The 26,420-nt window shown below is 49.3% G+C and carries 19 protein-coding genes and 2 pseudogenes; 8 read left to right on the top strand and 13 right to left on the bottom strand.

The features are described from left to right. Window positions 1–19: 19 nt before the first annotated feature. Window positions 20–836, bottom strand: a pseudogene (locus tag C1P89_RS24880) (SDR family oxidoreductase). A 317-nt stretch (window positions 837–1,153) separates the two neighbouring features. On the opposite strand from C1P89_RS24880, the gene C1P89_RS24875 reads away from it, so the two are divergent. After that, complete coding sequence (locus C1P89_RS24875; protein WP_001164565.1) at window positions 1,154–2,431, top strand: MFS transporter; 1,278 nt, start codon at window positions 1,154–1,156, stop codon at window positions 2,429–2,431. Window positions 2,432–2,457: 26 nt separating this feature from the next. After that, a pseudogene (locus C1P89_RS24870) lies at window positions 2,458–3,944 on the top strand (FGGY-family carbohydrate kinase). A gap of 199 nt (window positions 3,945–4,143) precedes the next feature. Here the strand turns inward: C1P89_RS24870 and C1P89_RS24865 are convergent. Both C1P89_RS24865 and queE read right to left on the bottom strand, forming a co-directional pair. Next, a protein-coding gene (locus C1P89_RS24865; protein WP_094096600.1) for an IS1-like element IS1A family transposase occupies window positions 4,144–4,841 on the bottom strand; the annotation gives its coding sequence in 2 pieces (ribosomal slippage) (window positions 4,144–4,592 and window positions 4,592–4,841; 699 coding nt in all). Window positions 4,842–5,684: 843 nt separating this feature from the next. Continuing rightward, the gene (queE, locus tag C1P89_RS24860; RefSeq protein ID WP_001199978.1) at window positions 5,685–6,356 is read right to left on the bottom strand and encodes a 7-carboxy-7-deazaguanine synthase QueE; all 672 of its coding nucleotides are present in this window, start codon (window positions 6,354–6,356) and stop codon (window positions 5,685–5,687) included. A gap of 138 nt (window positions 6,357–6,494) precedes the next feature. Between queE and C1P89_RS24855 the strand changes: the two genes are divergently transcribed. The 4 genes from C1P89_RS24855 (at window position 6,495) to C1P89_RS24840 (ending at window position 9,911) form a co-directional block, all read left to right on the top strand. Then, entirely contained in the window at window positions 6,495–6,605 is a 111-nt protein-coding gene (locus C1P89_RS24855) for a hypothetical protein (protein ID WP_001288226.1), read from the top strand. Between the two features lie 51 nt (window positions 6,606–6,656). Beyond that, window positions 6,657–7,813 (top strand): IS3-like element IS600 family transposase gene (locus tag C1P89_RS24850; protein ID WP_085948186.1). Its coding sequence is split into 2 segments (ribosomal slippage): window positions 6,657–6,906 and window positions 6,906–7,813, totalling 1,158 coding nucleotides; the frame shifts between segments, so codons are not numbered across the junction. 82 nt (window positions 7,814–7,895) lie between these two features. Then, a protein-coding gene (locus C1P89_RS24845) for an IS3-like element IS600 family transposase (RefSeq protein WP_094096641.1) occupies window positions 7,896–9,052 on the top strand; the annotation gives its coding sequence in 2 pieces (ribosomal slippage) (window positions 7,896–8,142 and window positions 8,142–9,052; 1,158 coding nt in all). 109 nt (window positions 9,053–9,161) lie between these two features. Beyond that, window positions 9,162–9,911, top strand: coding sequence for a TPM domain-containing protein (locus C1P89_RS24840; RefSeq protein WP_001268455.1), 750 nt, complete (start codon window positions 9,162–9,164; stop codon window positions 9,909–9,911). 10 nt (window positions 9,912–9,921) lie between these two features. Here C1P89_RS24840 and C1P89_RS24835 read toward each other — a convergent pair. Next, a protein-coding gene (locus tag C1P89_RS24835; RefSeq protein ID WP_094096600.1) for an IS1-like element IS1A family transposase occupies window positions 9,922–10,619 on the bottom strand; the annotation gives its coding sequence in 2 pieces (ribosomal slippage) (window positions 9,922–10,370 and window positions 10,370–10,619; 699 coding nt in all). A 290-nt stretch (window positions 10,620–10,909) separates the two neighbouring features. On the opposite strand from C1P89_RS24835, the gene C1P89_RS24830 reads away from it, so the two are divergent. After that, window positions 10,910–12,256 (top strand): IS4-like element IS4 family transposase, encoded by a 1,347-nt coding sequence (locus tag C1P89_RS24830; protein WP_000483769.1) that lies wholly within the window; start codon window positions 10,910–10,912, stop codon window positions 12,254–12,256. 54 nt (window positions 12,257–12,310) lie between these two features. On the opposite strand, the gene eno is transcribed toward C1P89_RS24830, so the two are convergent. From eno to rlmD, 7 genes are all read right to left on the bottom strand, one after another. Continuing rightward, entirely contained in the window at window positions 12,311–13,609 is a 1,299-nt protein-coding gene (gene eno / locus C1P89_RS24825; protein WP_000036723.1) for a phosphopyruvate hydratase, read from the bottom strand. Between the two features lie 87 nt (window positions 13,610–13,696). Next, window positions 13,697–15,334, bottom strand: a complete 1,638-nt coding sequence (gene pyrG, locus C1P89_RS24820; protein WP_000210878.1) for a glutamine hydrolyzing CTP synthase — start codon at window positions 15,332–15,334, stop codon at window positions 13,697–13,699. 227 nt (window positions 15,335–15,561) lie between these two features. Beyond that, the gene (mazG, locus tag C1P89_RS24815; protein ID WP_001071648.1) at window positions 15,562–16,353 is read right to left on the bottom strand and encodes a nucleoside triphosphate pyrophosphohydrolase; all 792 of its coding nucleotides are present in this window, start codon (window positions 16,351–16,353) and stop codon (window positions 15,562–15,564) included. Window positions 16,354–16,423: 70 nt separating this feature from the next. Continuing rightward, window positions 16,424–16,759, bottom strand: coding sequence for an endoribonuclease MazF (mazF, locus tag C1P89_RS24810; RefSeq protein ID WP_000254738.1), 336 nt, complete (start codon window positions 16,757–16,759; stop codon window positions 16,424–16,426). After that, window positions 16,759–17,007, bottom strand: coding sequence for a type II toxin-antitoxin system antitoxin MazE (gene mazE, locus C1P89_RS24805; protein WP_000581937.1), 249 nt, complete (start codon window positions 17,005–17,007; stop codon window positions 16,759–16,761). Before mazE ends, mazF begins: the two co-directional genes overlap by 1 nt. A 77-nt stretch (window positions 17,008–17,084) precedes the next feature. Continuing rightward, window positions 17,085–19,319: a GTP diphosphokinase gene (gene relA / locus C1P89_RS24800; RefSeq protein WP_000226815.1), complete on the bottom strand. Its 2,235-nt coding sequence runs from the start codon at window positions 19,317–19,319 to the stop codon at window positions 17,085–17,087. A 47-nt stretch (window positions 19,320–19,366) separates the two neighbouring features. Beyond that, entirely contained in the window at window positions 19,367–20,668 is a 1,302-nt protein-coding gene (rlmD, locus tag C1P89_RS24795) for a 23S rRNA (uracil(1939)-C(5))-methyltransferase RlmD (protein ID WP_000046832.1), read from the bottom strand. A gap of 56 nt (window positions 20,669–20,724) precedes the next feature. Between rlmD and barA the strand changes: the two genes are divergently transcribed. After that, window positions 20,725–23,487 carry a two-component sensor histidine kinase BarA gene (gene barA / locus C1P89_RS24790; protein ID WP_000186449.1) on the top strand — a complete coding sequence of 921 codons (2,763 nt, stop codon included), beginning with the start codon at window positions 20,725–20,727 and terminating at the stop codon, window positions 23,485–23,487. 231 nt (window positions 23,488–23,718) lie between these two features. On the opposite strand, the gene gudD is transcribed toward barA, so the two are convergent. Then, entirely contained in the window at window positions 23,719–25,059 is a 1,341-nt protein-coding gene (gene gudD / locus C1P89_RS24785; protein ID WP_000098276.1) for a glucarate dehydratase, read from the bottom strand. Window positions 25,060–25,079: 20 nt separating this feature from the next. Further along, window positions 25,080–26,420, bottom strand: coding sequence for an enolase C-terminal domain-like protein (locus tag C1P89_RS24780; protein WP_000211757.1), 1,341 nt, complete (start codon window positions 26,418–26,420; stop codon window positions 25,080–25,082).

The raw sequence follows: 26,420 nt of genomic DNA, 5'->3' as shown, positions 1-26,420 counted from the left end.
CAGAAACCACCGTTATGGATTAGCGCACTAAATAACCACCATTGACCACTAATAAATGCCCATTGACATAATTTGAAGCCGGACTTGCGAGGAATACAGCTGCGCCCATTAAATCCTGAGTATCGCCCCAACGGTTTGCCGGAATATGATCAAGAACGCGCTGATTGGTTTCTGGATTACTGCGTGTCGCCAGCGTAATATCTGTTGCATAATAGCCAGGAGCAATACCATTTACCTGAATATTATATTGACCTAGTTCATCACAATAAGCTTTGGTGAATCCGGCAAGAGCATGTTTAGTGGCAGAATATGCAGGTGACCATTGTCCACCTAAGTAAGAGAACAATGAACAGATATTAATAATTTTGCCGCTTTTCTGCGGGATCATAATTTTTGCAGCTTCATAGCTTAACTCGAATGCGGCGGTCAGGTTCACATCAATCATCGGATCCCAGTCGGCACGACCGAAGTCCAGCACCTTATTCAGCTTACAAATACCGGCATTGTTTACCAGAATATCAACTGTACCGAAACGCTCACAGCAAGCAGCGATAATCTTCTGCGGCGCGCCTTCTGCGGTGATATCCACCTGCATGAAGTCCACCTCAACACCCTGTTTTTCAAACATTTCCTTTGTTTCGCCGTTATCTTTCAATCATTTCCTTTGTTTCGCCGTTATCTTTGACGAAACTAGGAATAAAGATATTTGCGCCAGCTTTGGCCAACGCCATGGCAAATGCCTGGCCTAAACCGCTATTCCCACCGGTAACAATTGCGGTTTTACCTTTCAGTGAGAAAAAATCCATTGAGAACGCATTGAGAGATTCGATTGACATAGTTAGCTCCAATTTCCGTAAGGCAAAAAAAAGAAAGGTAACTTCCCCCGCGAGAGGGAAGTTACCTTTCTCATTATCTCTGGTAACTGGAGATAATTTTTAGCATAACGGCATAACTGCTAATGTGATCGTAATCACAGTGTGATATTCGTATTGTCAAATAGTTTTAAAAAGCAGAAGCGTGATTACTCTCACACAACACCTCTGCTTTCCATGTTATTTCTTATTGCAATTACTAGAGACCTGAGAAAAGTAATCCACCTGAAAGGGCGGCTTACTTTTCTCTTTTTTTTGTCTATTACAAATGGGAATACGATATGCAACACAACTCATATCGCCGTTGGATAACCCTCGCGATAATTAGTTTTAGCGGCGGCGTTAGTTTTGACCTGGCTTATTTACGTTATATTTATCAAATTCCCATGGCGAAATTTATGGGATTCAGCAATACCGAGATAGGTTTAATAATGAGTACCTTTGGTATTGCGGCTATTATTCTTTATGCCCCCAGCGGCGTTATTGCCGATAAATTTTCACACCGCAAAATGATTACTTCCGCGATGATCATTACCGGATTACTGGGTCTGTTAATGGCAACGTATCCACCGCTGTGGGTAATGCTCTGTATTCAGGTCGCCTTTGCGATAACGACGATTTTAATGCTGTGGTCGGTGTCGATTAAAGCCGCCTCGTTGCTGGGCGATCATAGTGAGCAAGGGAAAATTATGGGCTGGATGGAAGGGCTGCGCGGCGTCGGTGTAATGTCGCTGGCGGTGTTTACCATGTGGGTCTTTTCTCGCTTTGCACCGGATGACAGCGCCAGCCTGAAAACAGTCATTATCATCTACAGTGTGGTTTACATCTTGTTGGGGATTCTGTGCTGGTTTTTTGTTAGCGATAACAACAACCTGCGCAGTGCCAATAACGAAGAAAAACAGTCATTCCAGCTTAGCGACATCCTTGCCGTTTTGCGTATCAGCACCACCTGGTATTGCAGCATGGTGATTTTTGGTGTCTTCACAATCTACGCCATTCTGAGTTACTCCACCAACTATCTGACCGAAATGTACGGCATGTCGCTGGTGGCAGCGAGCTACATGGGGATTGTGATCAACAAAATCTTCCGCGCGCTGTGCGGCCCACTTGGAGGCATTATCACCACCTACAGTAAAGTGAAATCCCCTACCCGCGTGATTCAAATCCTTTCCATCATCGGTTTGCTGGCGTTGACAGCCCTGCTCGTCACGAACTCTAACCCCCAATCGGTCGCGATGGGGATTGGCCTGATTTTACTGCTGGGATTCACCTGTTACGCCTCACGCGGGCTGTACTGGGCCTGCCCCGGCGAAGCGAGAACACCGTCTTACATTATGGGCACCACGGTAGGTATTTGTTCGGTGATTGGATTCCTGCCGGATGTCTTCGTTTACCCGATTATCGGCCACTGGCAAGACACCCTGCCCGCTGCAGAAGCCTACCGCAATATGTGGCTGATGGGCATGGCGGCGCTCGGCATGGTGATTGTCTTTACCTTTTTGCTGTTCCAAAAAATTCGTACTGCTGATAGCGCCCCCGCAATGGCTAGCAGCAAGTAAGCCAGGAAAATTACAGGAGAAAAATCATGTCGAAAAAATACATCATAGGGATTGATGGCGGAAGTCAGAGCACAAAAGTGGTGATGTACGATCTGGAAGGTAATGTGGTTTGCGAAGGTAAAGGCTTATTACAGCCGATGCACACGCCTGATGCCGATACTGCAGAACATCCTGACGACGATTTATGGGCATCATTATGTTTTGCAGGTCACGATTTGATGAGCCAGTTTGCCGGGAATAAAGAAGATATTGTTGGCATCGGCCTGGGCTCCATCCGTTGCTGCCGTGCGTTATTGAAAGCCGACGGCACGCCAGCTGCGCCGTTGATTAGCTGGCAGGATGCACGCGTTACACGCCCTTACGAACATACGAATCCTGACGTGGCGTATGTAACCTCTTTTTCGGGTTATCTGACGCATCGCTTAACCGGCGAATTTAAAGATAATATCGCCAACTATTTTGGTCAGTGGCCGGTGGATTATAAGACCTGGGCATGGAGCGAAGATGCCGCAGTCATGGAGAAGTTTAATATCCCCCGTCATATGCTGTTTGATGTGCAAATGCCAGGCACTGTTCTTGGGCATATCACACCTCAAGCCGCGCTGGCGACGCATTTCCCGGCAGGACTGCCGGTTGTTTGTACCACCAGTGATAAACCGGTAGAAGCTCTGGGAGCCGGATTACTGGATGATGAAACTGCGGTAATTTCTCTTGGCACTTACATCGCATTGATGATGAACGGCAAAGCCTTGCCGAAAGATCCGGTGGCGTACTGGCCGATTATGTCTTCTATTCCGCAAACATTGCTGTATGAAGGTTACGGTATTCGCAAAGGCATGTGGACGGTGAGCTGGCTGCGCGACATGTTAGGCGAGTCGTTAATTCAGGATGCCAGGGCGCAGGATCTTTCACCGGAAGATTTACTCAACAAGAAAGCCTCTAGTGTGCCACCTGGCTGTAATGGGCTGATGACGGTGCTGGACTGGCTGACCAATCCGTGGGAACCGTACAAACGCGGGATTATGATCGGCTTTGATTCCAGCATGGATTACGCATGGATATATCGTTCGATATTGGAAAGCGTGGCGCTGACGCTGAAGAACAATTACGACAATATGTGTAATGAAATGAATCACTTTGCGAAACATGTAATCATTACTGGCGGCGGTTCGAACAGCGATCTGTTTATGCAGATTTTTGCCGACGTGTTCAACCTTCCGGCACGCCGTAACGCCATTAACGGTTGTGCAAGCCTGGGGGCAGCGATTAATACAGGGGTAGGTCTGGGGCTATACCCGGATTACGCAACGGCTGTCGATAAAATGGTTCGCGTGAAAGATATCTTTATACCGATTGAGAGCAATGCCAAACGCTACGACGCGATGAATAAAGGCATTTTCAAAGACCTAACCAAACATACTGATGTGATCCTGAAAAAATCGTATGAAGTGATGCATGGGGAATTGGGGAATTGGGGAATGCGGATTCGATCCAGAGCTGGTCGAATGCGTGAATAAGGTAGGCCGGGCGGAAAACTGCCCGGCCTGAACATACCTGAATGGTTATCCCCGCTGGCGCGGGGAACATAAGTTCGACAACTTAAAAAATGATAACAAGTCCGGTTTATCCCCGCTGATGCAGGGAACATAATAAAAACTTTAACTAGTTCGGTTTATCCCTGTTTTTACAAGGAATATGGTAATGACTCCAACTTATTGATAGTGTTTTATGTTCAGATAATGCCCGATGACTTTGTCATGCAGCTCCACCGATTTTGAGAACGACAGCGACTTCCGTCCCAGCCGTGCCAGGTGCTGCCTCAGATTCAGGTTATGCCGCTCAATTCGCTGCGTATATCGCTTGCTGATTACGTGCAGCTTTCCCTTCAGGCGGGATTCATACAGCGGCCAGCCATCCGTCATCCATATCACCACGTCAAAGGGTGACAGCAGGCTCATAAGACGCCCCAGCGTCGCCATAGTGCGTTCACCGAATACGTGCGCAACAACCGTCTTCCGGAGACTGTCATACGCGTAAAACAGCCAGCGCTGGCGCGATTTAGCCCCGACATAGCCCCACTGTTCGTCCATTTCCGCGCAGACGATGACGTCACTGCCCGGCTGTATGCGCGAGGTTACCGACTGCGGCCTGAGTTTTTTAAGTGACGTAAAATCGTGTTGAGGCCAACGCCCATAATGCGTGCAGTTGCCCGGCATCCAACGCCATTCATGGCCATATCAATGATTTTCTGGTGCGTACCGGGTTGAGAAGCGGTGTAAGTGAACTGCAGTTGCCATGTTTTACGGCAGTGAGAGCAGAGATAGCGCTGATGTCCGGCAGTGCTTTTGCCGTTACGCACCACCCCGTCAGTAGCTGAACAGGAGGGACAGCTGATAGAAACAGAAGCCACTGGAGCACCTCAAAAACACCATCATACACTAAATCAGTAAGTTGGCAGCATCACCTACGAATCGCACTCTATCAATTTTCACTTAAAGTATGAACTGGATATCTTTATTCATAAGAACTATTCATCAACAGCGTATAGAGGCGGTTATGTAAAACCACTCGTTAGCCTCAAAACAAAGACAAATTTCCAGATTTATTACTTAATCAATGAATAACAAGCTTAAAAAACAAACTATTAACCTAAAGAAAAAATTAACAGACATTAATTCAATATTAAAAAAATAATAGATTAAAATTTCTTAACGATTTAAGAATCATACAAATAACACTTTGATTAAATTTAATTTTTTGTATCGATAATTGTGAACCTCTCTGGCATGGAGAACTATTTTGAACATGAGGTGTTACGTGGATATTTTGCTTATTACAAGTACTGCTAATATAAAAACTTGAGAAAGAGATAACGGGTTATATGGTGGTTTATCCCCGCTGGCGCGGGGAACACTCTAAACATAACCTATTATTAATTAATGATTTTTTAAGCCAGTCACAATCTACCAACTTTACAGTATCACACAAACAACACATCCATTATGTTAAAGAGTACTTAATTCATTGATTAAAAAGGTAAATATTTAAAATAACTCTATACAAATTAAAATCTACCAAACTTTACCGCAATAATTTTCACTCCAGCGAAAAATTAATGCCACAGAATTTGTAGAGAATGCTAATGATTAGCCCTGGATGGGTAAAATGGAGGAGTTTTCAGAGGCGACAAACAATATAAATGAGTAGAAGTCTTTACAGGTTCCACCCATTTATAACGCTTATAAATGTTTAATCAGGCAATATTTAGATATTTATGTGTTTGCATCGACAAACGCCAATTACGCGCAATGCAGGTTTCAATGCACAAACGTGTGGCATCATCCTTTTGGCTAATCGGCTGCAGTGCAATGACTCGCGGTTTATCATCGGTCAGCGTTGCCAATAGTTCATCCAGTGCTTCAATATCGCGTACGCGCCCCACTGGATGCTTGATTTCGTTGGCTCGCTCCAGTGCCTGTGACAACACGTCATAGCCGCCGCGCATGTTCAGCTTTGGCGATACGGTAACCCAGGTATTCGGTGTGCAGCGTACCTCATGAGTACCACTGGTTTCGATCTGGCAGCTAAAACCGTTCTTTTCGAGCAGATCAGTCAGTGGTAGCAAATCATGAATGCAAGGCTCACCACCCGTAATCACCACATGCCGCGCGGTGTATCCCTGGCGACTAATGACAGCCAACAAGTCTTCACTGCTCGCCGCCCCCCACTTATCACTCTCTTTGGTCTTCGCCAGAATGCTGAAAAGGGAGACTTCCCGATCCTCAAGCTTTTCCCAGGTGTGTTTGGTGTCGCACCAGGCACAGCCAACCGGGCATCCCTGTAAACGAATAAAAATGGCGGGGACGCCGGTAAAGTAACCCTCACCTTGCAGGGTCTGGAACATCTCGTTAATCGGGTACTGCATAGCATTCTCTGTGAAGTGGATAATTGTTAATTATTGCAGATCCTGCCACAACAATCATGTCTTATTAACATTCTGTTACAGGCAGATTTAAAGAAAAATGCGAAACATATCGTTAATAATTAAAGGGAGTAACGTATTATGTCAGAAGAAAATAAAGAAAATGGATTTAATCATGTCAAAACATTCACCAAAATTATATTTATTTTTTCTGTATTAGTTTTTAATGATAACGAATCTGAGGTAGCCTGAGTTTAACGGACACTCCTTCCTGAAATAGAATGGCATCAGAAGGAGCTAATAATGAGCAGAAAAACCCAACGTTACTCTAAAGAGTTCAAAGCCGAAGCTGTCAGAACGGTTCTTGAAAATCAACTTTCGATCAGTGAAGGCGCTTCCCGATTATCTCTTCCTGAAGGCACTTTAGGACAATGGGTTACCGCCGCCAGAAAAGGGCTCGGTACTCCTGGTTCCCGCACGGTGGCTGAACTGGAATCTGAAATTCTGCAACTGCGTAAGGCGTTAAATGAAGCTCGCCTTGAGCGAGATATATTAAAAAAAGCAACAGCGTATTTTGCACAGGAGTCGCTGAAAAATACGCGTTAATCGAACAATGGCGACAACAATTTCCCATTGAAGCGATGTGTCAGGTATTTGGTGTATCCAGGAGCGGTTATTACAACTGGGTACAGCATGAACCCTCAGACAGAAAACAAAGTGATGAGCGGCTAAAACTGGAGATTAAGGTGGCACATATCCGCACTCGCGAAACATATGGAACCCGGCGGCTCCAGACGGAGCTGGCAGAGAATGGCATCATCGTTGGTCGTGACCGACTGGCACGTCTTCGTAAGGAGCTAAGGCTACGCTGTAAGCAGAAACGCAAGTTCAGAGCGACTACGAACTCGAACCACAATCTGCCAGTTGCGCCAAATCTGCTGAACCAGACGTTCGCTCCTACAGCACCAAATCAGGTCTGGGTGGCGGACCTGACGTATGTTGCCACACAGGAGGGATGGTTGTACCTCGCTGGCATCAAAGATGTTTATACGTGCGAAATTGTCGGCTACGCCATGGGAGAGCGCATGACAAAAGAGCTGACAGGTAAAGCCCTGTTTATGGCGCTCAGGAGCCAGCGCCCACCTGCCGGGCTAATCCACCACTCTGATCGAGGTTCACAGTACTGCGCATACGATTACCGGGTCATACAGGAGCAGTTTGGTCTGAAAACATCAATGTCGCGTAAAGGTAACTGTTACGACAACGCTCCGATGGAAAGCTTCTGGGGAACGCTGAAAAATGAGAGCCTGAGCCACTATCGTTTTAATAACCGGGATGAAGCCATCTCAGTAATACGGGAATACATTGAGATTTTCTACAATCGTCAGCGTCGTCACTCTCGTCTGGGGAATATCTCCCCGGCAGCCTTCAGGGAAAAATATCATCAGATGGCTGCTTAAAAAAAGAACAAATGGTAGTGAGGTAGCCTGAGTTTAACGGACACTCCTTCCTGAAATAGAATGGCATCAGAAGGAGCTAATAATGAGCAGAAAAACCCAACGTTACTCTAAAGAGTTCAAAGCCGAAGCTGTCAGAACGGTTCTTGAAAATCAACTTTCGATCAGTGAAGGCGCTTCCCGATTATCTCTTCCTGAAGGCACTTTAGGACAATGGGTTACCGCCGCCAGAAAAGGGCTCGGTACTCCTGGTTCCCGCACGGTGGCTGAACTGGAATCTGAAATTCTGCAACTGCGTAAGGCGTTAAATGAAGCTCGCCTTGAGCGAGATACATTAAAAAAAGCAACAGCGTATTTTGCACAGGAGTCGCTGAAAAATACGCGTTAATCGAACAATGGCGACAACAATTTCCCATTGAAGCGATGTGTCAGGTATTTGGTGTATCCAGGAGCGGTTATTACAACTGGGTACAGCATGAACCCTCAGACAGAAAACAAAGTGATGAGCGGCTAAAACTGGAGATTAAGGTGGCACATATCCGCACTCGCGAAACATATGGAACCCGGCGGCTCCAGACGGAGCTGGCAGAGAATGGCATCATCGTTGGTCGTGACCGACTGGCACGTCTTCGTAAGGAGCTAAGGCTACGCTGTAAGCAGAAACGCAAGTTCAGAGCGACTACGAACTCGAACCACAATCTGCCAGTTGCGCCAAATCTGCTGAACCAGACGTTCGCTCCTACAGCACCAAATCAGGTCTGGGTGGCGGACCTGACGTATGTTGCCACACAGGAGGGATGGTTGTACCTCGCTGGCATCAAAGATGTTTATACGTGCGAAATTGTCGGCTACGCCATGGGAGAGCGCATGACAAAAGAGCTGACAGGTAAAGCCCTGTTTATGGCGCTCAGGAGCCAGCGCCCACCTGCCGGGCTAATCCACCACTCTGATCGAGGTTCACAGTACTGCGCATACGATTACCGGGTCATACAGGAGCAGTTTGGTCTGAAAACATCAATGTCGCGTAAAGGTAACTGTTACGACAACGCTCCGATGGAAAGCTTCTGGGGAACGCTGAAAAATGAGAGCCTGAGCCACTATCGTTTTAATAACCGGGATGAAGCCATCTCAGTAATACGGGAATACATTGAGATTTTCTACAATCGTCAGCGTCGTCACTCTCGTCTGGGGAATATCTCCCCGGCAGCCTTCAGGGAAAAATATCATCAGATGGCTGCTTAAAAAAAGAACAAATGGTAGTGTCCGCTATTGCCAGTACACCTCATACCTCAATCTAAAATTACCGATGCCGCCGTCAATTTATTTATCCAGATTTAATGAGAAATTTATAATGCGCTATTTCATACTAATGTTCACTTTCGTGTGTTCCTTTGTTGCAGCCCAACCAACTATTGTCCCACAATTACAGCAACAAGTTACGGATCTTACGAGTAGCTTAAACTCACAAGAAAAGAAAGAACTGACGCACAAGTTAGAATCTATTTTCAATAATACCCAAGTGCAAATTGCTGTATTAATTGTTCCCACAACCAAAGACGAGACAATTGAACAATATGCTACAAGAGTTTTTGACAATTGGCGTTTAGGAGATGCCAAACGTAATGATGGGATACTGATCATTGTTGCCTGGTCAGATCGTACTGTCCGCATCCAGGTAGGTTATGGGCTGGAAGAAAAGGTAACCGATGCTCTGGCTGGAGATATCATCCGTAGCAACATGATACCCGCATTTAAACAACAAAAATTAGCTCAGGGATTAGAGCTAGCTATAAACGCTTTGAATAACCAACTCACTTCACAACACCAATATCCGACTAATCCTTCAGAAAGTGAATCAGCGTCTTCCAGTGATCATTATTACTTTGCTATTTTTTGGGTATTTGCAGTGATGTTCTTCCCTTTCTGGTTTTTTCATCAAGGCAGTAATTTTTGTCGCGCATGTAAAAGTGGAGTCTGTATTTCAGCAATCTATCTTTTAGATTTATTCCTGTTCTCCGATAAAATTTTTTCCATTGCTGTATTTTCCTTCTTTTTTACTTTCACCATATTTATGGTCTTTACCTGTTTATGTGTACGGTAATGACTCCAACTTATTGATAGTGTTTTATGTTCAGATAATGCCCGATGACTTTGTCATGCAGCTCCACCGATTTTGAGAACGACAGCGACTTCCGTCCCAGCCGTGCCAGGTGCTGCCTCAGATTCAGGTTATGCCGCTCAATTCGCTGCGTATATCGCTTGCTGATTACGTGCAGCTTTCCCTTCAGGCGGGATTCATACAGCGGCCAGCCATCCGTCATCCATATCACCACGTCAAAGGGTGACAGCAGGCTCATAAGACGCCCCAGCGTCGCCATAGTGCGTTCACCGAATACGTGCGCAACAACCGTCTTCCGGAGACTGTCATACGCGTAAAACAGCCAGCGCTGGCGCGATTTAGCCCCGACATAGCCCCACTGTTCGTCCATTTCCGCGCAGACGATGACGTCACTGCCCGGCTGTATGCGCGAGGTTACCGACTGCGGCCTGAGTTTTTTAAGTGACGTAAAATCGTGTTGAGGCCAACGCCCATAATGCGTGCAGTTGCCCGGCATCCAACGCCATTCATGGCCATATCAATGATTTTCTGGTGCGTACCGGGTTGAGAAGCGGTGTAAGTGAACTGCAGTTGCCATGTTTTACGGCAGTGAGAGCAGAGATAGCGCTGATGTCCGGCAGTGCTTTTGCCGTTACGCACCACCCCGTCAGTAGCTGAACAGGAGGGACAGCTGATAGAAACAGAAGCCACTGGAGCACCTCAAAAACACCATCATACACTAAATCAGTAAGTTGGCAGCATCACCTATGTGTACTTCAGAAAAGAGCATCAGGTAAAAGTTATCATTCAGACAACAGCGGTTCCGGTGGAGGCTCAAGTGGCGGCGGATTTAGCGGCGGGGGCGGTTCTTCTGGAGGTGGCGGCGCATCCGGCCGCTGGTAACTCAACCATAAAAAATGCCAGCCCGGAGGCTGTAATGCCGATCAGTTAAGGATCAGTTGACCGATCCAGTGGCTGTGTAAGAATCCGGAAACGCTCACTTGTTTCCGGATTTTTTTATGCACATTGGACAGGCTCTTGATCTGGTATCCCGTTACGATTCTCTGCGTAACCCACTGACTTCTCTGGGGGATTACCTCGACCCCGAACTCATCTCTCGTTGCCTTGCCGAATCAGGTACTGTAACGCTACGCAAGCGCCGTCTTCCCCTCGAAATGATGGTCTGGTGTATTGTTGGCATGGCGCTTGAGCGTAAAGAACCTCTTCACCAGATTGTGAATCGCCTGGACATCATGCTGCCGGGCAATCGCCCCTTCGTTGCCCCCAGTGCCGTTATTCAGGCCCGCCAGCGCCTGGGAAGTGAGGCTGTCCGCCGCGTGTTCACGAAAACAGCGCAGCTCTGGCATAACGCCACGCCGCATCCGCACTGGTGCGGCCTGACCCTGCTGGCCATCGATGGTGTGTTCTGGCGCACACCGGATACACCAGAGAACGATGCAGCCTTCCCCCGCCAGACACATGCCGGGAACCCGGCGCTCTACCCGCAGGTCAAAATGGTCTGCCAGATGGAACTGACCAGCCATCTGCTGACGGCTGCAGCCTTCGGCACGATGAAGAACAGCGAAAATGAGCTTGCTGAGCAACTTATAGAACAAACCGGCGATAACACTCTGACGTTAATGGATAAAGGTTATTACTCACTGGGACTGTTAAATGCCTGGAGCCTGGCGGGAGAACACCGCCACTGGATGATACCTCTCAGAAAGGGAGCGCAATATGAAGAGCTCAGAAAACTGGGTAAAGGCGATCATCTGGTGAAGCTGAAAACCAGCCCGCAGGCACGAAAAAAGTGGCCGGGACTGGGAAATGAAGTGACAGCCCGCCTGCTGACCGTGACGCGCAAAGGAAAAGTCTGCCATCTGCTGACGTCGATGACGGACGCCATGCGCTTCCCCGGAGGAGAAATGGCGGATCTGTACAGTCATCGCTGGGAAATCGAACTGGGATACAGGGAGATAAAACAGACGATGCAACTGAGCAGGCTGACGCTGAGAAGTAAAAAGCCGGAGCTTGTGGAGCAAGAGCTGTGGGGTGTCTTACTGGCTTATAATCTGGTGAGATATCAGATGATTAAAATGGCGGAACATCTGAAAGGTTACTGGCCGAATCAACTGAGTTTCTCAGAATCATGCGGAATGGTGATGAGAATGCTGATGACATTGCAGGGCGCTTCACCGGGACGTATACCGGAGCTGATGCGCGATCTTGCAAGTATGGGACAACTTGTGAAATTACCGACGAGAAGGGAAAGGGCCTTCCCGAGAGTGGTAAAGGAGAGGCCCTGGAAATACCCCACAGCCCCGAAAAAGAGCCAGTCAGTTGCTTAACTGACTGGCATTACAGCCCGGAGGCTGGCATTTTTAAATCAGATAAAGTCAGTCTTATGCCTGGCCTTTGATCTCTTTACGACCGTTGTACGGTGCTTTTTCGCCCAGAGCTTCTTCGATACGAATCAGCTGGTTGTATTTAGCAACACGGTCAGAACGGCTCATAGAACCAGTTTTGATCTGGCCTGCAGCAGTACCAACAGCCAGGTCAGCGATGGTAGCGTCTTCAGTTTCGCCAGAACGGTGAGAGATAACTGCAGTGTAGCCAGCATCTTTCGCCATCTTGATTGCAGCCAGAGTTTCGGTCAGAGAACCGATCTGGTTGAATTTGATCAGGATGGAGTTAGCGATACCTTTTTCGATACCTTCTTTCAGGATCTTGGTGTTGGTTACGAACAGGTCGTCACCAACCAGCTGGATTTTGTCGCCCAGAACTTTGGTCTGGTATGCGAAACCGTCCCAGTCAGATTCGTCCAGACCGTCTTCGATAGATACGATCGGATACTGTTTGGTCAGTTCTTCCAGGAAGTGAGTGAATTCTTCAGAGGTGAAAGCTTTGTTGCCTTCGCCAGCCAGAACGTATTTACCGTCTTTGTAGAATTCAGAAGCTGCGCAGTCCATCGCCAGAGTGATGTCTTTGCCCAGTTCATAACCAGCAGCTTTAACAGCTTCAGCGATAACAGCCAGAGCTTCAGCGTTGGAACCCAGGTTCGGCGCATAGCCACCTTCGTCACCAACTGCAGTGTTCATGCCTTTCGCTTTCAGAACTTTTGCCAGGTGATGGAAAACTTCAGAACCCATGCGGATGGCTTCTTTCACAGTTTTCGCGCCAACCGGCTGAATCATGAATTCCTGGATATCAACGTTGTTGTCAGCGTGCTCACCACCGTTGATGATGTTCATCATCGGAACCGGCATGGAGTATTTGCCCGGAGTGCCGTTCAGTTCAGCGATGTGCTCGTACAGCGGCATCCCTTTAGCGGCAGCAGCAGCTTTGGCGTTAGCCAGAGATACAGCCAGGATTGCGTTCGCGCCGAATTTGGATTTGTTTTCGGTGCCGTCCAGGTCGATCATGATCTTGTCAATGCCAGCCTGATCTTTAGCGTCTTTGCCAATCAGTGCCTGAGCGATCGGGCCGTTTACCGCAGCAACAGCTTTGGTTACGCCTTTACCCAGGAAACGGGATTTGTCGCCATCGCGCAGTTCCAGAGCTTCACGGGAACCAGTAGAAGCACCTGACGGAGCAGCTGCCATACCGACGAAACCACCCTCCAGATGTACTTCGGCTTCAACAGTCGGGTTACCACGGGAGTCGATGATTTCACGACCGATGATTTTTACGATTTTGGACATTAGGTTTTCCTCAAGTCACTAGTTAAACTGAAACTCCAGACAAACAACGCGTACCCAAGGTACGCGTTGCCGTTCTAACTTTTTTACTTACTTCGCCTGACGTTTCTGGAACTCGCTGGCAGCTTTCACAAAGCCTGCAAACAGCGGGTGACCATCACGTGGAGTAGAAGTAAACTCCGGATGGAACTGGCAAGCCACGAACCACGGGTGATTCGGAACTTCGATGATCTCGACCAACTGATCATCCCCGGAACGGCCCGCAACGCGCAGACCTGCATCTTCAATCTGTTTCAACAGCATGTTGTTGACTTCGTAACGGTGACGATGACGCTCAACAATTGTCGGCGCATTGTACAGCTGGCGAACCAGGCTATCGTCAACCAACTGGCACTGCTGTGCGCCGAGACGCATGGTACCGCCGAGATCGCTCTTCTCGCTACGAACTTCAACGTTGCCGTTTTCATCGCGCCACTCGGTAATCAGCGCCACAACCGGGTACTTACAGTCTGGCACAAATTCCGTAGAGTTGGCGTTCTCCATGTTGGCAACATGGCGAGCGTAATCAATTAACGCCACCTGCATACCCAGGCAAATGCCCAGATAAGGAATATTGTTCTCACGCGCAAAACGCGCGGTCGTAATCATGCCTTCTACGCCACGATAGCCGAAACCGCCAGGTACGAGGATTGCGTCCAGACCTTTAAGGATTTCAACGCCGCGCGTTTCAACATCTTGTGAATCGATCAGTTTGATGTTGACGCTGACACGATTCTTCAGCCCACCGTGTTTCAGTGCTTCGATCACTGATTTATAAGCATCCGGCAGTTCAATGTACTTGCCGACCATACCGATGGTGACTTCACTTACCGGATTCGCTTCTTCGAAGATAACCTGTTCCCATTCGGACAGATTTGCTTCCGGGCAGTTTAAGCTGAATCGTTTACAAATATAATCGTCCAGCCCCTGAGATTTCAACAGGCCCGGAATTTTATAGATGGAATCGACGTCTTTCAGAGAAATAACCGCTTTTTCCGGAACATTACAGAACAATGCAATCTTCGCACGTTCGTTCGCCGGAACAGCGCGATCTGAACGACAAATCAGGATGTCAGGCTGGATACCGATGGAAAGCAGCTCTTTTACAGAGTGCTGAGTCGGTTTGGTTTTGACTTCACCAGACGCTGCCATGTACGGCACCAGCGTCAGGTGCATAAACAGAGTGTGCTCACGGCCAATTTCAACAGCCATCTGGCGAATCGCTTCGAGGAACGGCAAGGATTCGATATCACCTACTGTACCGCCGATTTCTACCAGTACTACGTCATGACCTTCGCCACCTTCCAGCACGCGCTCTTTGATTGCGTTAGTGATGTGCGGAATAACCTGCACGGTTGCGCCGAGGTAGTCACCGCGGCGTTCTTTACGCAGAACGTCAGAGTAGATACGACCCGTGGTGAAGTTGTTGCGGCGGCTCATTTTGGTACGAATGAAACGCTCGTAGTGCCCCAGGTCCAGGTCGGTTTCAGCGCCGTCTTCAGTAACGAACACTTCCCCGTGTTGGATTGGGCTCATAGTACCTGGATCGACGTTGATGTACGGATCCAGTTTCATGATGGTCACATTGAGGCCACGGGCTTCAAGAATGGCTGCGAGGGAGGCTGCGGCAATGCCTTTACCCAGAGAGGATACGACCCCGCCGGTCACAAAAATATAGTTCGTTGTCATGCTGAACCTGAGAAGTTAGGTTGAAAAGACGATGGAATAACCAGGACGGGAAAGCAGTATACCCGAACATGACCTGTGCCACAAACTTTCATTATCCCTCCTCTTCGCCAGCGCACTATTGAAATCAGGAGTGAGAAAATAGCCCCTTTGGGGTAAATGTTTTTGACGCAAATCAAGCGCTTGTCATTTAAAAAATGACACAAATGGCGCTTGACCGCGTAATTCCCTTAGAGATCAATTTCCTGCCGTTTTACCTGTTGCCAGACTTCTTCCATTGTTTCGAGGTCAACACCTGTCATTTCCAGTCCACGCGCGGCAACAATACGCTCCACTTCGCGAAAACGACGCTCGAATTTTTCGTTCGCTTTTTGCAATGCGATTTCTGCTTTCGTCCCTAAATGGCGAGCCAGATTAACCGTGGCAAACAGCAGGTCCCCCATTTCCTCCTCCAGTTTAGCCTGGTCGACAACAGCCTGCCGCGCCTCGTACATCACCTCGTCGATCTCTTCGTAGACTTTATCAACCACCGGGCCAAGCGTCGTCCAGTCGAAGCCAACGTTGGCGCAACGTTTCTGGATTTTTTGCGCCCGCATTAAAGCCGGTAAACTACGAGGAATATCGTCCAGCGCCGAATGCTGCGCTTTCTGCGCGCGCTCTTCGGTTTTGATTTGCTCCCAACGGGCAAGCACTTCACTACTGTTTTCGGCAGAACTATCAGCAAAAACATGCGGATGGCGACGCTCTAATTTATCGCTAATAGCAGCGCAAATATCATTAAAGTCAAAGCGCCCTTCTTCCTGAGCCATTTGCGCGTAAAACACCACCTGGAATAGCAGATCGCCCAGTTCACCGCGAAGATCGTCAAAATCTTCACGGGCGATGGCGTCCAGCACTTCGTAGGTTTCTTCAAGGGTGTAAGGCGCAATGGTGGCAAATGTCTGCTCTTTATCCCACGGGCAGCCGTTTTCCGGATCGCGCAGGCGCTGCATAATAGTGAGCAAACGGTCGATTTGATTCATTGAATTGTCCTGAAAATTGCGGGTCTGTCAGGTGGAAACCTGTGACCAGAATAGAAGTGAGTTAGTAACACTACCCAATCAGTACGTTAATTTTGGCTTTAATGAGTTGTAATTCCTCTGGGGCAACTGTTCCTTTCTTCGTTGCTCCTCTTGCCCGCCAGGCGATACTTTTTACCTGATCAGCTAACGCTACGCCATCACGTTCCTGACCGGATAAAACAACTTCGAACGGATATCCTTTTGATTGCGTTGTACAAGGAACACACAGACACATACCTGTTTTGTTGTTGTACATGAAAGGACTCAGGACAACAGCTGGACGATGTCCAGCTTGCTCGCTACCTTTTGTCGGGTCAAAATCAACCCAAATCAGATCGCCCATATCGGGTACGTATCGGCTTACCATTACCAGACTTCCTTATCTTTCGGCTCTCCCCAGTCGATATTCTCGTGGAGGTTTTCCGGCGTGATGTCGTTGACCAGTTCAGCAAGCGTAAATACGGGCTCTTTACGCACTGGCTCAATAATTAATTTGCCATCCACCAGGTCAATCTTCACTTCATCATCAATATTCAGATTGAGCGCCTGCATTAACGTAGCCGGGATCCGCACCGCCGGTGAATTTCCCCAACGCTTTACGCTACTGTGGATCATAACCCTTTCCTCAAACCGCTATCATATGTAGATACAGTATATATCAATCTACATTGTAGATACGAGCAAATTTCTGCCTAACTCCCGTGCAACCGACGCGCGTCGATAACATCCGGCACCTGGTTGAGTTTACCCAGCACGCGGCCCAGCACCTGCAGGTTGTAAATCTCAATGGTCATGTCGATGGTTGCCAGTTGCTGTTTTGTGTCGCTACGGCTGGCAACGCCAAGCACGTTCACCTTCTCGTTGGCGAGAATGGTCGTGATATCACGTAACAACCCACTACGATCATTAGCCACCACGCGGACCACCAGCGAATATCCGGCGGAGTAGCTCTCACCCCATACCGCGTCAACAATGCGTTCTGGCGCATGAGAGCGCAGTTCCGCCAGTTGTTCGCAATCGGCGCGGTGTACTGAAATACCGCGCCCCTGGGTAATGAAGCCGACAATCTCATCTCCAGGAATCGGCTGGCAGCAGCGCGCGATGTGGTGCATCAGGTTGCCAACACCTTCGACTACCACGCGACCGTTATCTTTACTGCGGTTTTGCGGCGTGTAGCTTTTTTGCTGAAGTTGCTTCAGCGCGGCGGCGTCCTGCTCTTCGGCACTCGGCTTATTAAATTGCGATTGCAGGAAGTTCACCATCTGATTGAGACGGATATCCCCGCCACCAATCGCCGCCAGCAACTCGTCGACATCATTAAAGTTGTAACGCGGCAGCAGATGTTTTTCTGCTTCTTTCAGGCTGATCCCCAGATGTTCCAGCTCGTCGTCAAGGATTTGCCGCCCAGCCAGAATGTTTTTGTCACGGTCCTGTTTACGGAACCAAGCGTGAATTTTCGAACGCCCACGGCTGGTTGTGACGTAACCGAGGTTTGGGTTTAACCAGTCACGGCTGGGGTTCGGCTGTTTCTGGGTGATAATTTCAATCTGGTCGCCCATCTGCAGCTGGTAGGTGAACGGCACAATGCGCCCGCCAATTTTTGCCCCGATGCAGCGGTGTCCGACATCACTGTGGATGTGGTAAGCGAAGTCCAGCGGCGTTGATCCCGCAGGCAAATCAACGACATCACCTTTCGGCGTAAAGACATACACCCGGTCGTCAAAGACCTGGCTGCGTACTTCGTCGAGCATTTCGCCGGAATCAGCCATCTCTTCCTGCCACGCAATCAGTTTACGCAGCCAGGCAATCCGGTCTTCATGTCCCGAACGTGCGCCGCCAGCTGCCGCGCCCTCTTTATATTTCCAGTGCGCAGCAACACCCAACTCTGCATCTTCATGCATCTGTTTGGTGCGGATTTGGATCTCAACGGTTTTGCCACCTGGCCCCAGAACCACGGTATGAATAGACTGATAACCGTTTGGTTTCGGGTTAGCGACATAATCGTCAAACTCATCCGGCAGGTGGCGATAGTGAGTGTGCACTATCCCCAGTGCGGCATAGCAATCCTGTAAACGCTCGGCGACAATACGTACCGCACGCACATCAAACAGCTCATCAAAGGCGAGGTTCTTTTTCTGCATTTTACGCCAGATGCTGTAGATGTGTTTCGGACGACCATACACTTCCGCTTTAACGCCTTCAGCTTTCATCTCAGCGCGCAGATGACCAACGAACTCTTCGATGTAGTGTTCGCGGTCGAGACGCCGTTCATGCAGCAGTTTGGCAATTCGTTTGTATTCGGTTGGATGGAGGTAACGGAAGCAGTAATCTTCCAGTTCCCATTTCAGTTGTCCGATTCCGAGACGGTTAGCCAGCGGTGCGTAGATGTTGGTACACTCTTTTGCCGCCAGTACACGTTCATCTTCCGGCGCATCTTTTACTTCGCGCAGATGAGCAATACGCTCCGCCAGTTTGATGACTACGCAGCGAAAATCATCGACCATCGCCAATAACATCCGGCGAACGTTATCGACCTGTTCGGAGGAAACAGAATCAGTGTGCGTCGCTTTCAGCTGGCGGATCGCCGCCATATCACGCACGCCGTGAATAAGGTTAACAACCGACTTACCGACGCTCTCACGCAGCACATCTTCGCTGACTACGTTGGCATCAGCCAGAGGGAACAGCAGCGCCGCCCGCAGCGTGTCAATGTCCATACTTAATGTCGAGAGGATCTCCACCATCTCAACACCACGCCACAATAACAGACTGGCATCCGGATGCCCCTGCGTCTGTTGCAGACAATACGCCCAAGTTTCGGCTAAGCACTCACACGACTTCTGGCTGGTAATACCCAGACTTGCGATCCATTTTTCCGGATCAAATTCACCAGCCTTATTGATATGTGCACTTCTTACCGCAACCATCGTCCTCTCCTTTAGGGACCAGACCTGCCGAAATCGGCAAATCGCAACTATTTAACGCGCGAGAAAAGTACCATCGATTCCAGATGTCCCGTGTGTGGGAACATATCCAGCATCGCCAGTCGCGCAATGGTATATCCTGCTTTTAATAACGCTTCGCTATCCCGAGCCAGCGTTGCAGGGTTACAGGATACATAAACTATACGAATAGGTTCCAGTTTTATAATTTGCTGCATAACACCTGCGGCACCTGCTCGCGCCGGGTCCAGCAACACTTTATCGAAGCCGTTTTTCGCCCACGGCTGCTTTGTGACATCTTCTTCAAGATTTTCGTGATAAAACGTCACATTCTGTAAGCCATTAAGACGCGCATTCTGCTGGCCTTTTTCCACCAGCGCCGGAACGCCTTCTACACCCACCACACTGGCAGCTTGTGTCGCCAATGGCAGTGTAAAGTTGCCCATACCGCAGAACAAATCCAGTACGCGATCTTCAGGTTGCACATCCAGCCATTCCAACGCACGCGCTACCATTTTTTGGTTCACACCCGCATTGACCTGAATAAAATCGCGCGGGCTAAAAGTTAAGCGCAACCCATTTGAGTCATACCAGGGCATCTCACCAGAGACGGTTTCGAGTATCTCACTATCGGGGGCGAGATACAGATCCAGGCCTTCAGAATGCGAAAAGCGTTCCAGTTTTTCGCGATCTGCCGAACTTAGCGGTGCGGTATGGCGCAAAATCATCAGCGTGCCGCTGGTTGCCTGTACCAGTTCAACATGACCAAGATGGCGCATAACTTGTAAGCTGCCCAGGCATGCCATGACTTTGGGCAGCAATGCTTCAAGTTGGGGCACTAAAATGGGGCATTGTTTAACGTCGACAATGTCACTGGAGCCCGCTTTGCGAAACCCCATCTGAAGTTGCTGTGTTTTCGGTAAGTAGTTCAGACTTAAACGCGCGCGACGGCGATAGCCCCAGGGAACATCGGCGATCACTTCAGAGACTTCGTGTTTCATTAATCGGGCGAGTGCCGCACTTTTGCTTCGCTGCTGTAAATCCACGCTGGCGTGTTGTTGCTGACAGCCGCCGCATACGCCAAAATGAGGACAGCGTGGCGTTTCGCGTCCCGGGCTATCGCTTAACCGGCGTACGACTTTAGCGCGGGCATACTGTTTTTTATCTTCAGTAACAGTAACTTCCGCGTTTTCCTGCGGCAATAATCCGGGGATAAATAGCGTTTTGCCGTTATGTCGCGCCACGCCCTGACCAAAAGAGTCGAGGTCGTTGACTGAAACGGTTATGATCTGACGCGTCGTCGTGCGTCGTTTTGCAGAGTAGAATTGCGCCATTGGCGAGACTTTCTCAATTTAACAGTGTGACCTTAATTGTCCCATAACGGAACTCCATGACCAACTACAGCCTGCGCGCACGCATGATGATTCTGATCCTGGCACCGACCGTCCTTATTGGTTTATTGCTGAGTATCTTTTTCGTTGTGCATCGCTATAACGACTTGCAGCGTCAACTGGAAGATGCCGGAGCCAGCATTATTGAGCCGCTTGCAGTTTCTACTGAATATGGCATGAGCCTGCAAAATCGCGAATCTATCGGTCAGTTAATAAGCGTACTGCATCGTCGCCATTCCGATATTGTTCGCGCGATTTCGGTTTATGATGAAAATAACCGACTCTTTGTCACCTCCAATTTTCATCTTGATCCCTCATCAATGCAGCTCGGCAGCAACGTGCCGTTTCCTCGCCAGCTCACTGTCACTCGTGACGGCGATATTATGATCCTCCGCACGCCGATTATTTCTGAGAGTTACTCCCCCGACGAATCGCCCAGTAGCGATGCCAAAAATAGTCAAAATATGTTGGGATATATTGCGCTGGAGCTGGATCTTAAATCGGTTCGCTTGCAGCAATATAAAGAGATCTTTATTTCCAGCGTGATGATGCTGTTTTGTATCGGTATTGCGCTTATTTTTGGCTGGCGCTTAATGCGCGATGTAACCGGTCCGATTCGCAACATGGTGAATACCGTCGACCGCATCCGTCGCGGGCAACTCGACAGCCGGGTGGAAGGATTTATGCTCGGCGAGCTGGATATGCTGAAAAACGGTATCAACTCGATGGCAATGTCGCTGGCTGCTTATCACGAAGAGATGCAGCACAATATCGACCAGGCGACGTCCGATCTGCGTGAAACGCTGGAGCAGATGGAAATTCAGAACGTTGAGTTAGATCTGGCGAAAAAGCGCGCCCAGGAAGCGGCGCGTATTAAATCCGAGTTTCTGGCAAATATGTCACACGAGCTGCGTACACCACTGAATGGTGTTATTGGCTTTACCCGCCTGACGCTGAAAACAGAATTAACACCAACGCAGCGCGATCACCTGAATACGATTGAACGTTCGGCAAATAATTTGCTGGCAATTATTAATGATGTTCTCGACTTCTCGAAACTGGAAGCAGGTAAGCTGATTCTGGAAAGTATTCCATTCCCACTACGCAGCACGCTGGATGAAGTCGTTACTCTGCTGGCACATTCTTCTCACGATAAAGGGTTGGAACTGACGCTCAATATTAAAAGCGACGTGCCTGATAACGTGATCGGCGACCCACTGCGATTACAGCAAATCATCACTAACCTGGTGGGGAATGCAATTAAATTCACCGAGAATGGCAACATTGATATTCTGGTAGAAAAACGTGCGCTGAGTAATACCAAAGTGCAGATTGAAGTGCAGATTCGGGATACCGGCATTGGTATTCCTGAACGCGATCAATCGCGCTTATTCCAGGCCTTCCGACAGGCTGATGCCAGTATTTCCCGCCGTCATGGTGGCACCGGTCTGGGGCTGGTGATTACACAAAAACTGGTTAATGAAATGGGCGGCGATATTTCGTTCCATAGCCAGCCGAATCGCGGTTCAACTTTCTGGTTCCACATTAATCTCGATCTGAACCCGAACATTATTATCGAAGGGCCATCCACCCAGTGCCTCGCCGGTAAGCGCCTGGCCTATGTCGAACCAAACTCCGCAGCAGCGCAATGCACGCTGGATATTTTAAGTGAAACGCCGCTGGAAGTGGTTTATAGCCCAACGTTCTCCGCGCTGCCTCCCGCGCATTACGACATGATGTTGTTAGGCATCGCGGTGACCTTCCGCGAGCCGCTAACAATGCAACATGAGCGATTAGCGAAAGCGGTATCGATGACCGATTTCCTGATGCTGGCACTTCCTTGCCATGCACAAGTCAATGCAGAAAAACTCAAGCAAGATGGTATCGGCGCGTGTCTGCTGAAACCATTAACACCTACGCGCCTGTTGCCTGCCCTGACGGAATTTTGTCATCACAAACAAAACACGCTTTTGCCTGTAACCGATGAAAGCAAGCTGGCAATGACAGTCATGGCAGTTGATGACAACCCCGCTAACCTGAAACTTATCGGCGCATTGCTGGAAGATATGGTGCAACATGTGGAACTTTGCGATAGCGGGCATCAGGCGGTTGAACGGGCGAAACAGATGCCGTTCGATTTGATCTTAATGGATATTCAAATGCCTGACATGGATGGCATTCGGGCCTGCGAGCTCATCCACCAGCTCCCCCATCAGCAACAAACGCCGGTTATCGCGGTAACGGCGCATGCAATGGCCGGGCAAAAAGAGAAGCTGCTTGGCGCAGGGATGAGCGATTATCTGGCGAAACCGATTGAAGAAGAGCGATTGCATAATTTGTTGTTGCGCTACAAGCCTGGCAGCGGTATTTCCTCTCGCGTCGTGACGCCCGAAGTCAACGAAATTGTGGTGAACCCGAATGCGACCCTCGACTGGCAACTGGCACTACGCCAGGCAGCAGGAAAAACCGATCTAGCGCGCGATATGCTGCAAATGTTACTCGATTTCCTGCCTGAAGTTCGCAACAAAGTTGAGGAGCAGCTGGTTGGAGAAAACCCGGAAGGCCTGGTTGATTTGATTCATAAACTGCATGGCAGTTGCGGCTATAGCGGTGTGCCGCGTATGAAGAATCTCTGCCAACTGATCGAACAACAGCTACGTAGCGGTACTAAAGAAGAAGATTTGGATTTGGAGCCGGAGCTGCTGGAACTGTTGGACGAGATGGATAATGTCGCGCGCGAAGCCAGCAAAATTCTCGGGTAACGGACGTCTTGTCGAGTAGCAATCGGCTTTTTATGACGCTGGTTTCAGATTGGTGACAAAGTGCCTGTGTTTATGCCGGATGCGGCGTTAACGCCTTATCCGGCCTACAAAACCAATTAAATTCAATGAATTAAAAAATGATGTAGACCTGATACATAGCACAACAGGCTATTTTGCGTTTAGCATCAGTCTCAAGCCGGCTCCAGATAGAGCCGGTTTTGGTTTTCTGTCTTAACGCACCATGCACGGGCGCTTGTTATCGAACGTCCAGCCAGGAATCAGATACTGCATTCCCATCGCATCGTCACGCGCGCCAAGCCCGTGTTTCTGATACAGCTCATGGGCTTTCATCACTTGATCCATATCGATTTCTACACCCAGCCCCGGTTTTTCCGGCACCTGAACCAGACCGCCTTTGATCTCAAACGGTTCTTTGGTCAAGCGCTGATTGCCTTCCTGCCAAATCCAGTGCGTATCAATCGCGGTGATTTTACCCGGTGCAGCGGCGGCAACATGGGTAAACATCGCCAGGGAAATATCGAAGTGGTTGTTTGAGTGTGAACCCCAGGTCAGGCCAAATTCATGGCACATTTGCGCCACACGTACCGAACCTTGCATAGTCCAGAAATGCGGATCCGCCAGCGGGATATCAACGGATTGTAACGAGAGCGTATGGCCCATCTGCCGCCAGTCGGTGGCGATCATATTGGTTGCAGTCGGCAGGCCAGTCGCGCGACGGAACTCTGCCATCACTTCACGCCCGGAGAAACCTTGCTCCGCACCATACGGATCTTCTGCATAAGCCAGCGAACCTTTCAGGTATTTACCAATTTTAATTGCTTCGTTCAGCGACCAGGCACCGTTAGGATCGAGCGTAATACGCGCCTGCGGGAAGCGTTGCGCCAGTGCCACAATAGACTCGGCTTCTTCTTCCCCGGCCAGTACACCGCCTTTCAGTTTGAAATCGTTGAAGCCATATTTTTCATACGCCGCTTCCGCTAGGCGCACCACCGCATCCGGCGTCATCGCTTCTTCATGACGCAGGCGATACCAGTCGCATGAGTCATCCGGCTGGCTTTGATACGGCAGAGGTGTGGCTTTGCGATTACCGACGAAGAACAGATAACCGAGCATTTCGACTTCGCTACGCTGTTGACCATCGCCCAGCAGCGATGCCACGTTTACCCCCAGATGCTGCCCCAGCAGATCCAGCATTGCCGCTTCTATCCCGGTAACTACATGAATAGTGGTACGCAAATCAAATGTCTGCAAACCGCGCCCACCAGCATCACGATCGGCAAAAGTATTACGCACCAGCGTCAGAACGTTTTTGTATTCACCCAGCGTTTTACCTACCACCAGCGGAATCGCATCTTCCAGCGTTTTACGGATTTTCTCGCCGCCGGGAATTTCCCCTACGCCAGTGTGACCGGAATTATCTTTGATAATCACAATATTACGCGTAAAGAACGGTGCGTGTGCCCCACTCAGATTCATCAGCATACTGTCATGACCCGCCACCGGGATGACCTGCATTTCAGTAACAACAGACGTCGTAAATTGAGAACTCATATTTATGTCCTTTTTCAGAATCAATGACGGCCGAAAACGGGACGTTTACGGTCAAAGGTCCAGCCGGGGATCAGGTACTGCATCGGACCTGCGTCGTTACGCGCACCGCCAGGCAGACGTTTATAGGCCTCATGTGCCTTTTGTACCTGTTCCCAGTCCAGTTCCACGCCCAGACCGGGCGCATCAGGAACGGCAATTTTTCCGTTTTTAATCTCCAGCGGATTTTTGGTCAGGCGACAATCGCCCTCCTGCCAAATCCAGTGGGTATCGATAGCGGTAGGATTACCCGGTGCCGCCGCGCCCACATGGGTAAACATCGCCAGAGAGATATCGAAATGGTTATTAGAATGGCAGCCCCAGGTCAGCCCCCAGTCGTCGCAAAGCTGCGCCACACGGACTGCACCGGAAAGCGTCCAGAAGTGCGGATCGGCAAGTGGAATATCTACCGCATTGAGCATCACCGCATGACCCATTTCGCGCCAGTTGGTGGCGATCATGTTAGTCGCGACGGGCAAGCCGGTCGCCCGCCGAAACTCCGCCATAACTTCACGACCGGAGAAACCCTGTTCTGCGCCGCATGGATCTTCGGCATAGGTAAGAACATCATTCAGCCCTTTGCATAGAGAAATGGCTTCATCAAGTAGCCAGGCACCGTTGGGATCAACGGTAATCCGCGCATCAGGGAAGCGTTTCTTCAATGCACGAACAGTGTCGATTTCTTGCTCGCCAGGTAACACCCCGCCCTTAAGTTTGAAATCTTTAAAGCCATAGCGATCCTGTGAGGCTTCCGCCAGACGCACAACGGCTTCGCTGTTCATCGCTTTCTGATGGCGCAACTGATACCACTCATGGTTGCCCGGCGTATTTTCCAGATAAGGAAGATCGGTTTTGGTCCGATCACCGATATAAAACAGATAACCGAGGACGGTAATAGTCTCGCGTTGCTTGCCTGGCCCCAACAGTTCGCAGACCGGAACATTCAGCGCCTTACCTAGCAGGTCAAGCAAGGCGGCTTCCAGCGCCGCCACGGCATTAACGCGCAATTCAAAAGTCCAGGCACCTTTGCCGAAGGTATCAAAATCGGCTGCCTGATTACCTTTATGCACCTGCTGAACCACTTTATTCAGGCGCGCAACTTCCTGGCCCAGAACCATCGGAATAGCATCGACCAGTGTTTGATAAATCACCTCTCCGCCCGGCGCTTCACCAATGCCGGTATGCCCGGCGTTATCGGTGAGTACCACAATATTGCGGGTGAAATATGCGTTATGTGCCCCACCAATATTAAGCAACATGCTATCGTGCCCGGCGACCGGAATGACTTTCATATCAGTAATAACAGGACTGGATTGTGTCGTCAT

The organism is Shigella sonnei (genome assembly GCF_002950395.1).
Taxonomy (GTDB): domain Bacteria; phylum Pseudomonadota; class Gammaproteobacteria; order Enterobacterales; family Enterobacteriaceae; genus ECMA0423.
This window is presented reverse-complemented; position numbering and strand designations above follow the sequence as displayed.

Coding starts and splice junctions, on each gene's coding strand:
- pyrG (WP_000210878.1), bottom strand. CDS start 15,334: ATGACAACGAACTATATTTTTGTGACCGGCGGGGTCGTATCCTCTCTG.
- C1P89_RS24855 (WP_001288226.1), top strand. CDS start 6,495: ATGTCAGAAGAAAATAAAGAAAATGGATTTAATCATGTCAAAACATTC.
- gudD (WP_000098276.1), bottom strand. CDS start 25,059: ATGAGTTCTCAATTTACGACGTCTGTTGTTACTGAAATGCAGGTCATC.
- C1P89_RS24780 (WP_000211757.1), bottom strand. CDS start 26,420: ATGACGACACAATCCAGTCCTGTTATTACTGATATGAAAGTCATTCCG.
- queE (WP_001199978.1), bottom strand. CDS start 6,356: ATGCAGTACCCGATTAACGAGATGTTCCAGACCCTGCAAGGTGAGGGT.
- relA (WP_000226815.1), bottom strand. CDS start 19,319: ATGGTTGCGGTAAGAAGTGCACATATCAATAAGGCTGGTGAATTTGAT.
- barA (WP_000186449.1), top strand. CDS start 20,725: ATGACCAACTACAGCCTGCGCGCACGCATGATGATTCTGATCCTGGCA.
- C1P89_RS24840 (WP_001268455.1), top strand. CDS start 9,162: ATGCGCTATTTCATACTAATGTTCACTTTCGTGTGTTCCTTTGTTGCA.
- mazE (WP_000581937.1), bottom strand. CDS start 17,007: ATGATCCACAGTAGCGTAAAGCGTTGGGGAAATTCACCGGCGGTGCGG.
- mazF (WP_000254738.1), bottom strand. CDS start 16,759: ATGGTAAGCCGATACGTACCCGATATGGGCGATCTGATTTGGGTTGAT.
- rlmD (WP_000046832.1), bottom strand. CDS start 20,668: ATGGCGCAATTCTACTCTGCAAAACGACGCACGACGACGCGTCAGATC.
- mazG (WP_001071648.1), bottom strand. CDS start 16,353: ATGAATCAAATCGACCGTTTGCTCACTATTATGCAGCGCCTGCGCGAT.
- eno (WP_000036723.1), bottom strand. CDS start 13,609: ATGTCCAAAATCGTAAAAATCATCGGTCGTGAAATCATCGACTCCCGT.
- C1P89_RS24875 (WP_001164565.1), top strand. CDS start 1,154: ATGCAACACAACTCATATCGCCGTTGGATAACCCTCGCGATAATTAGT.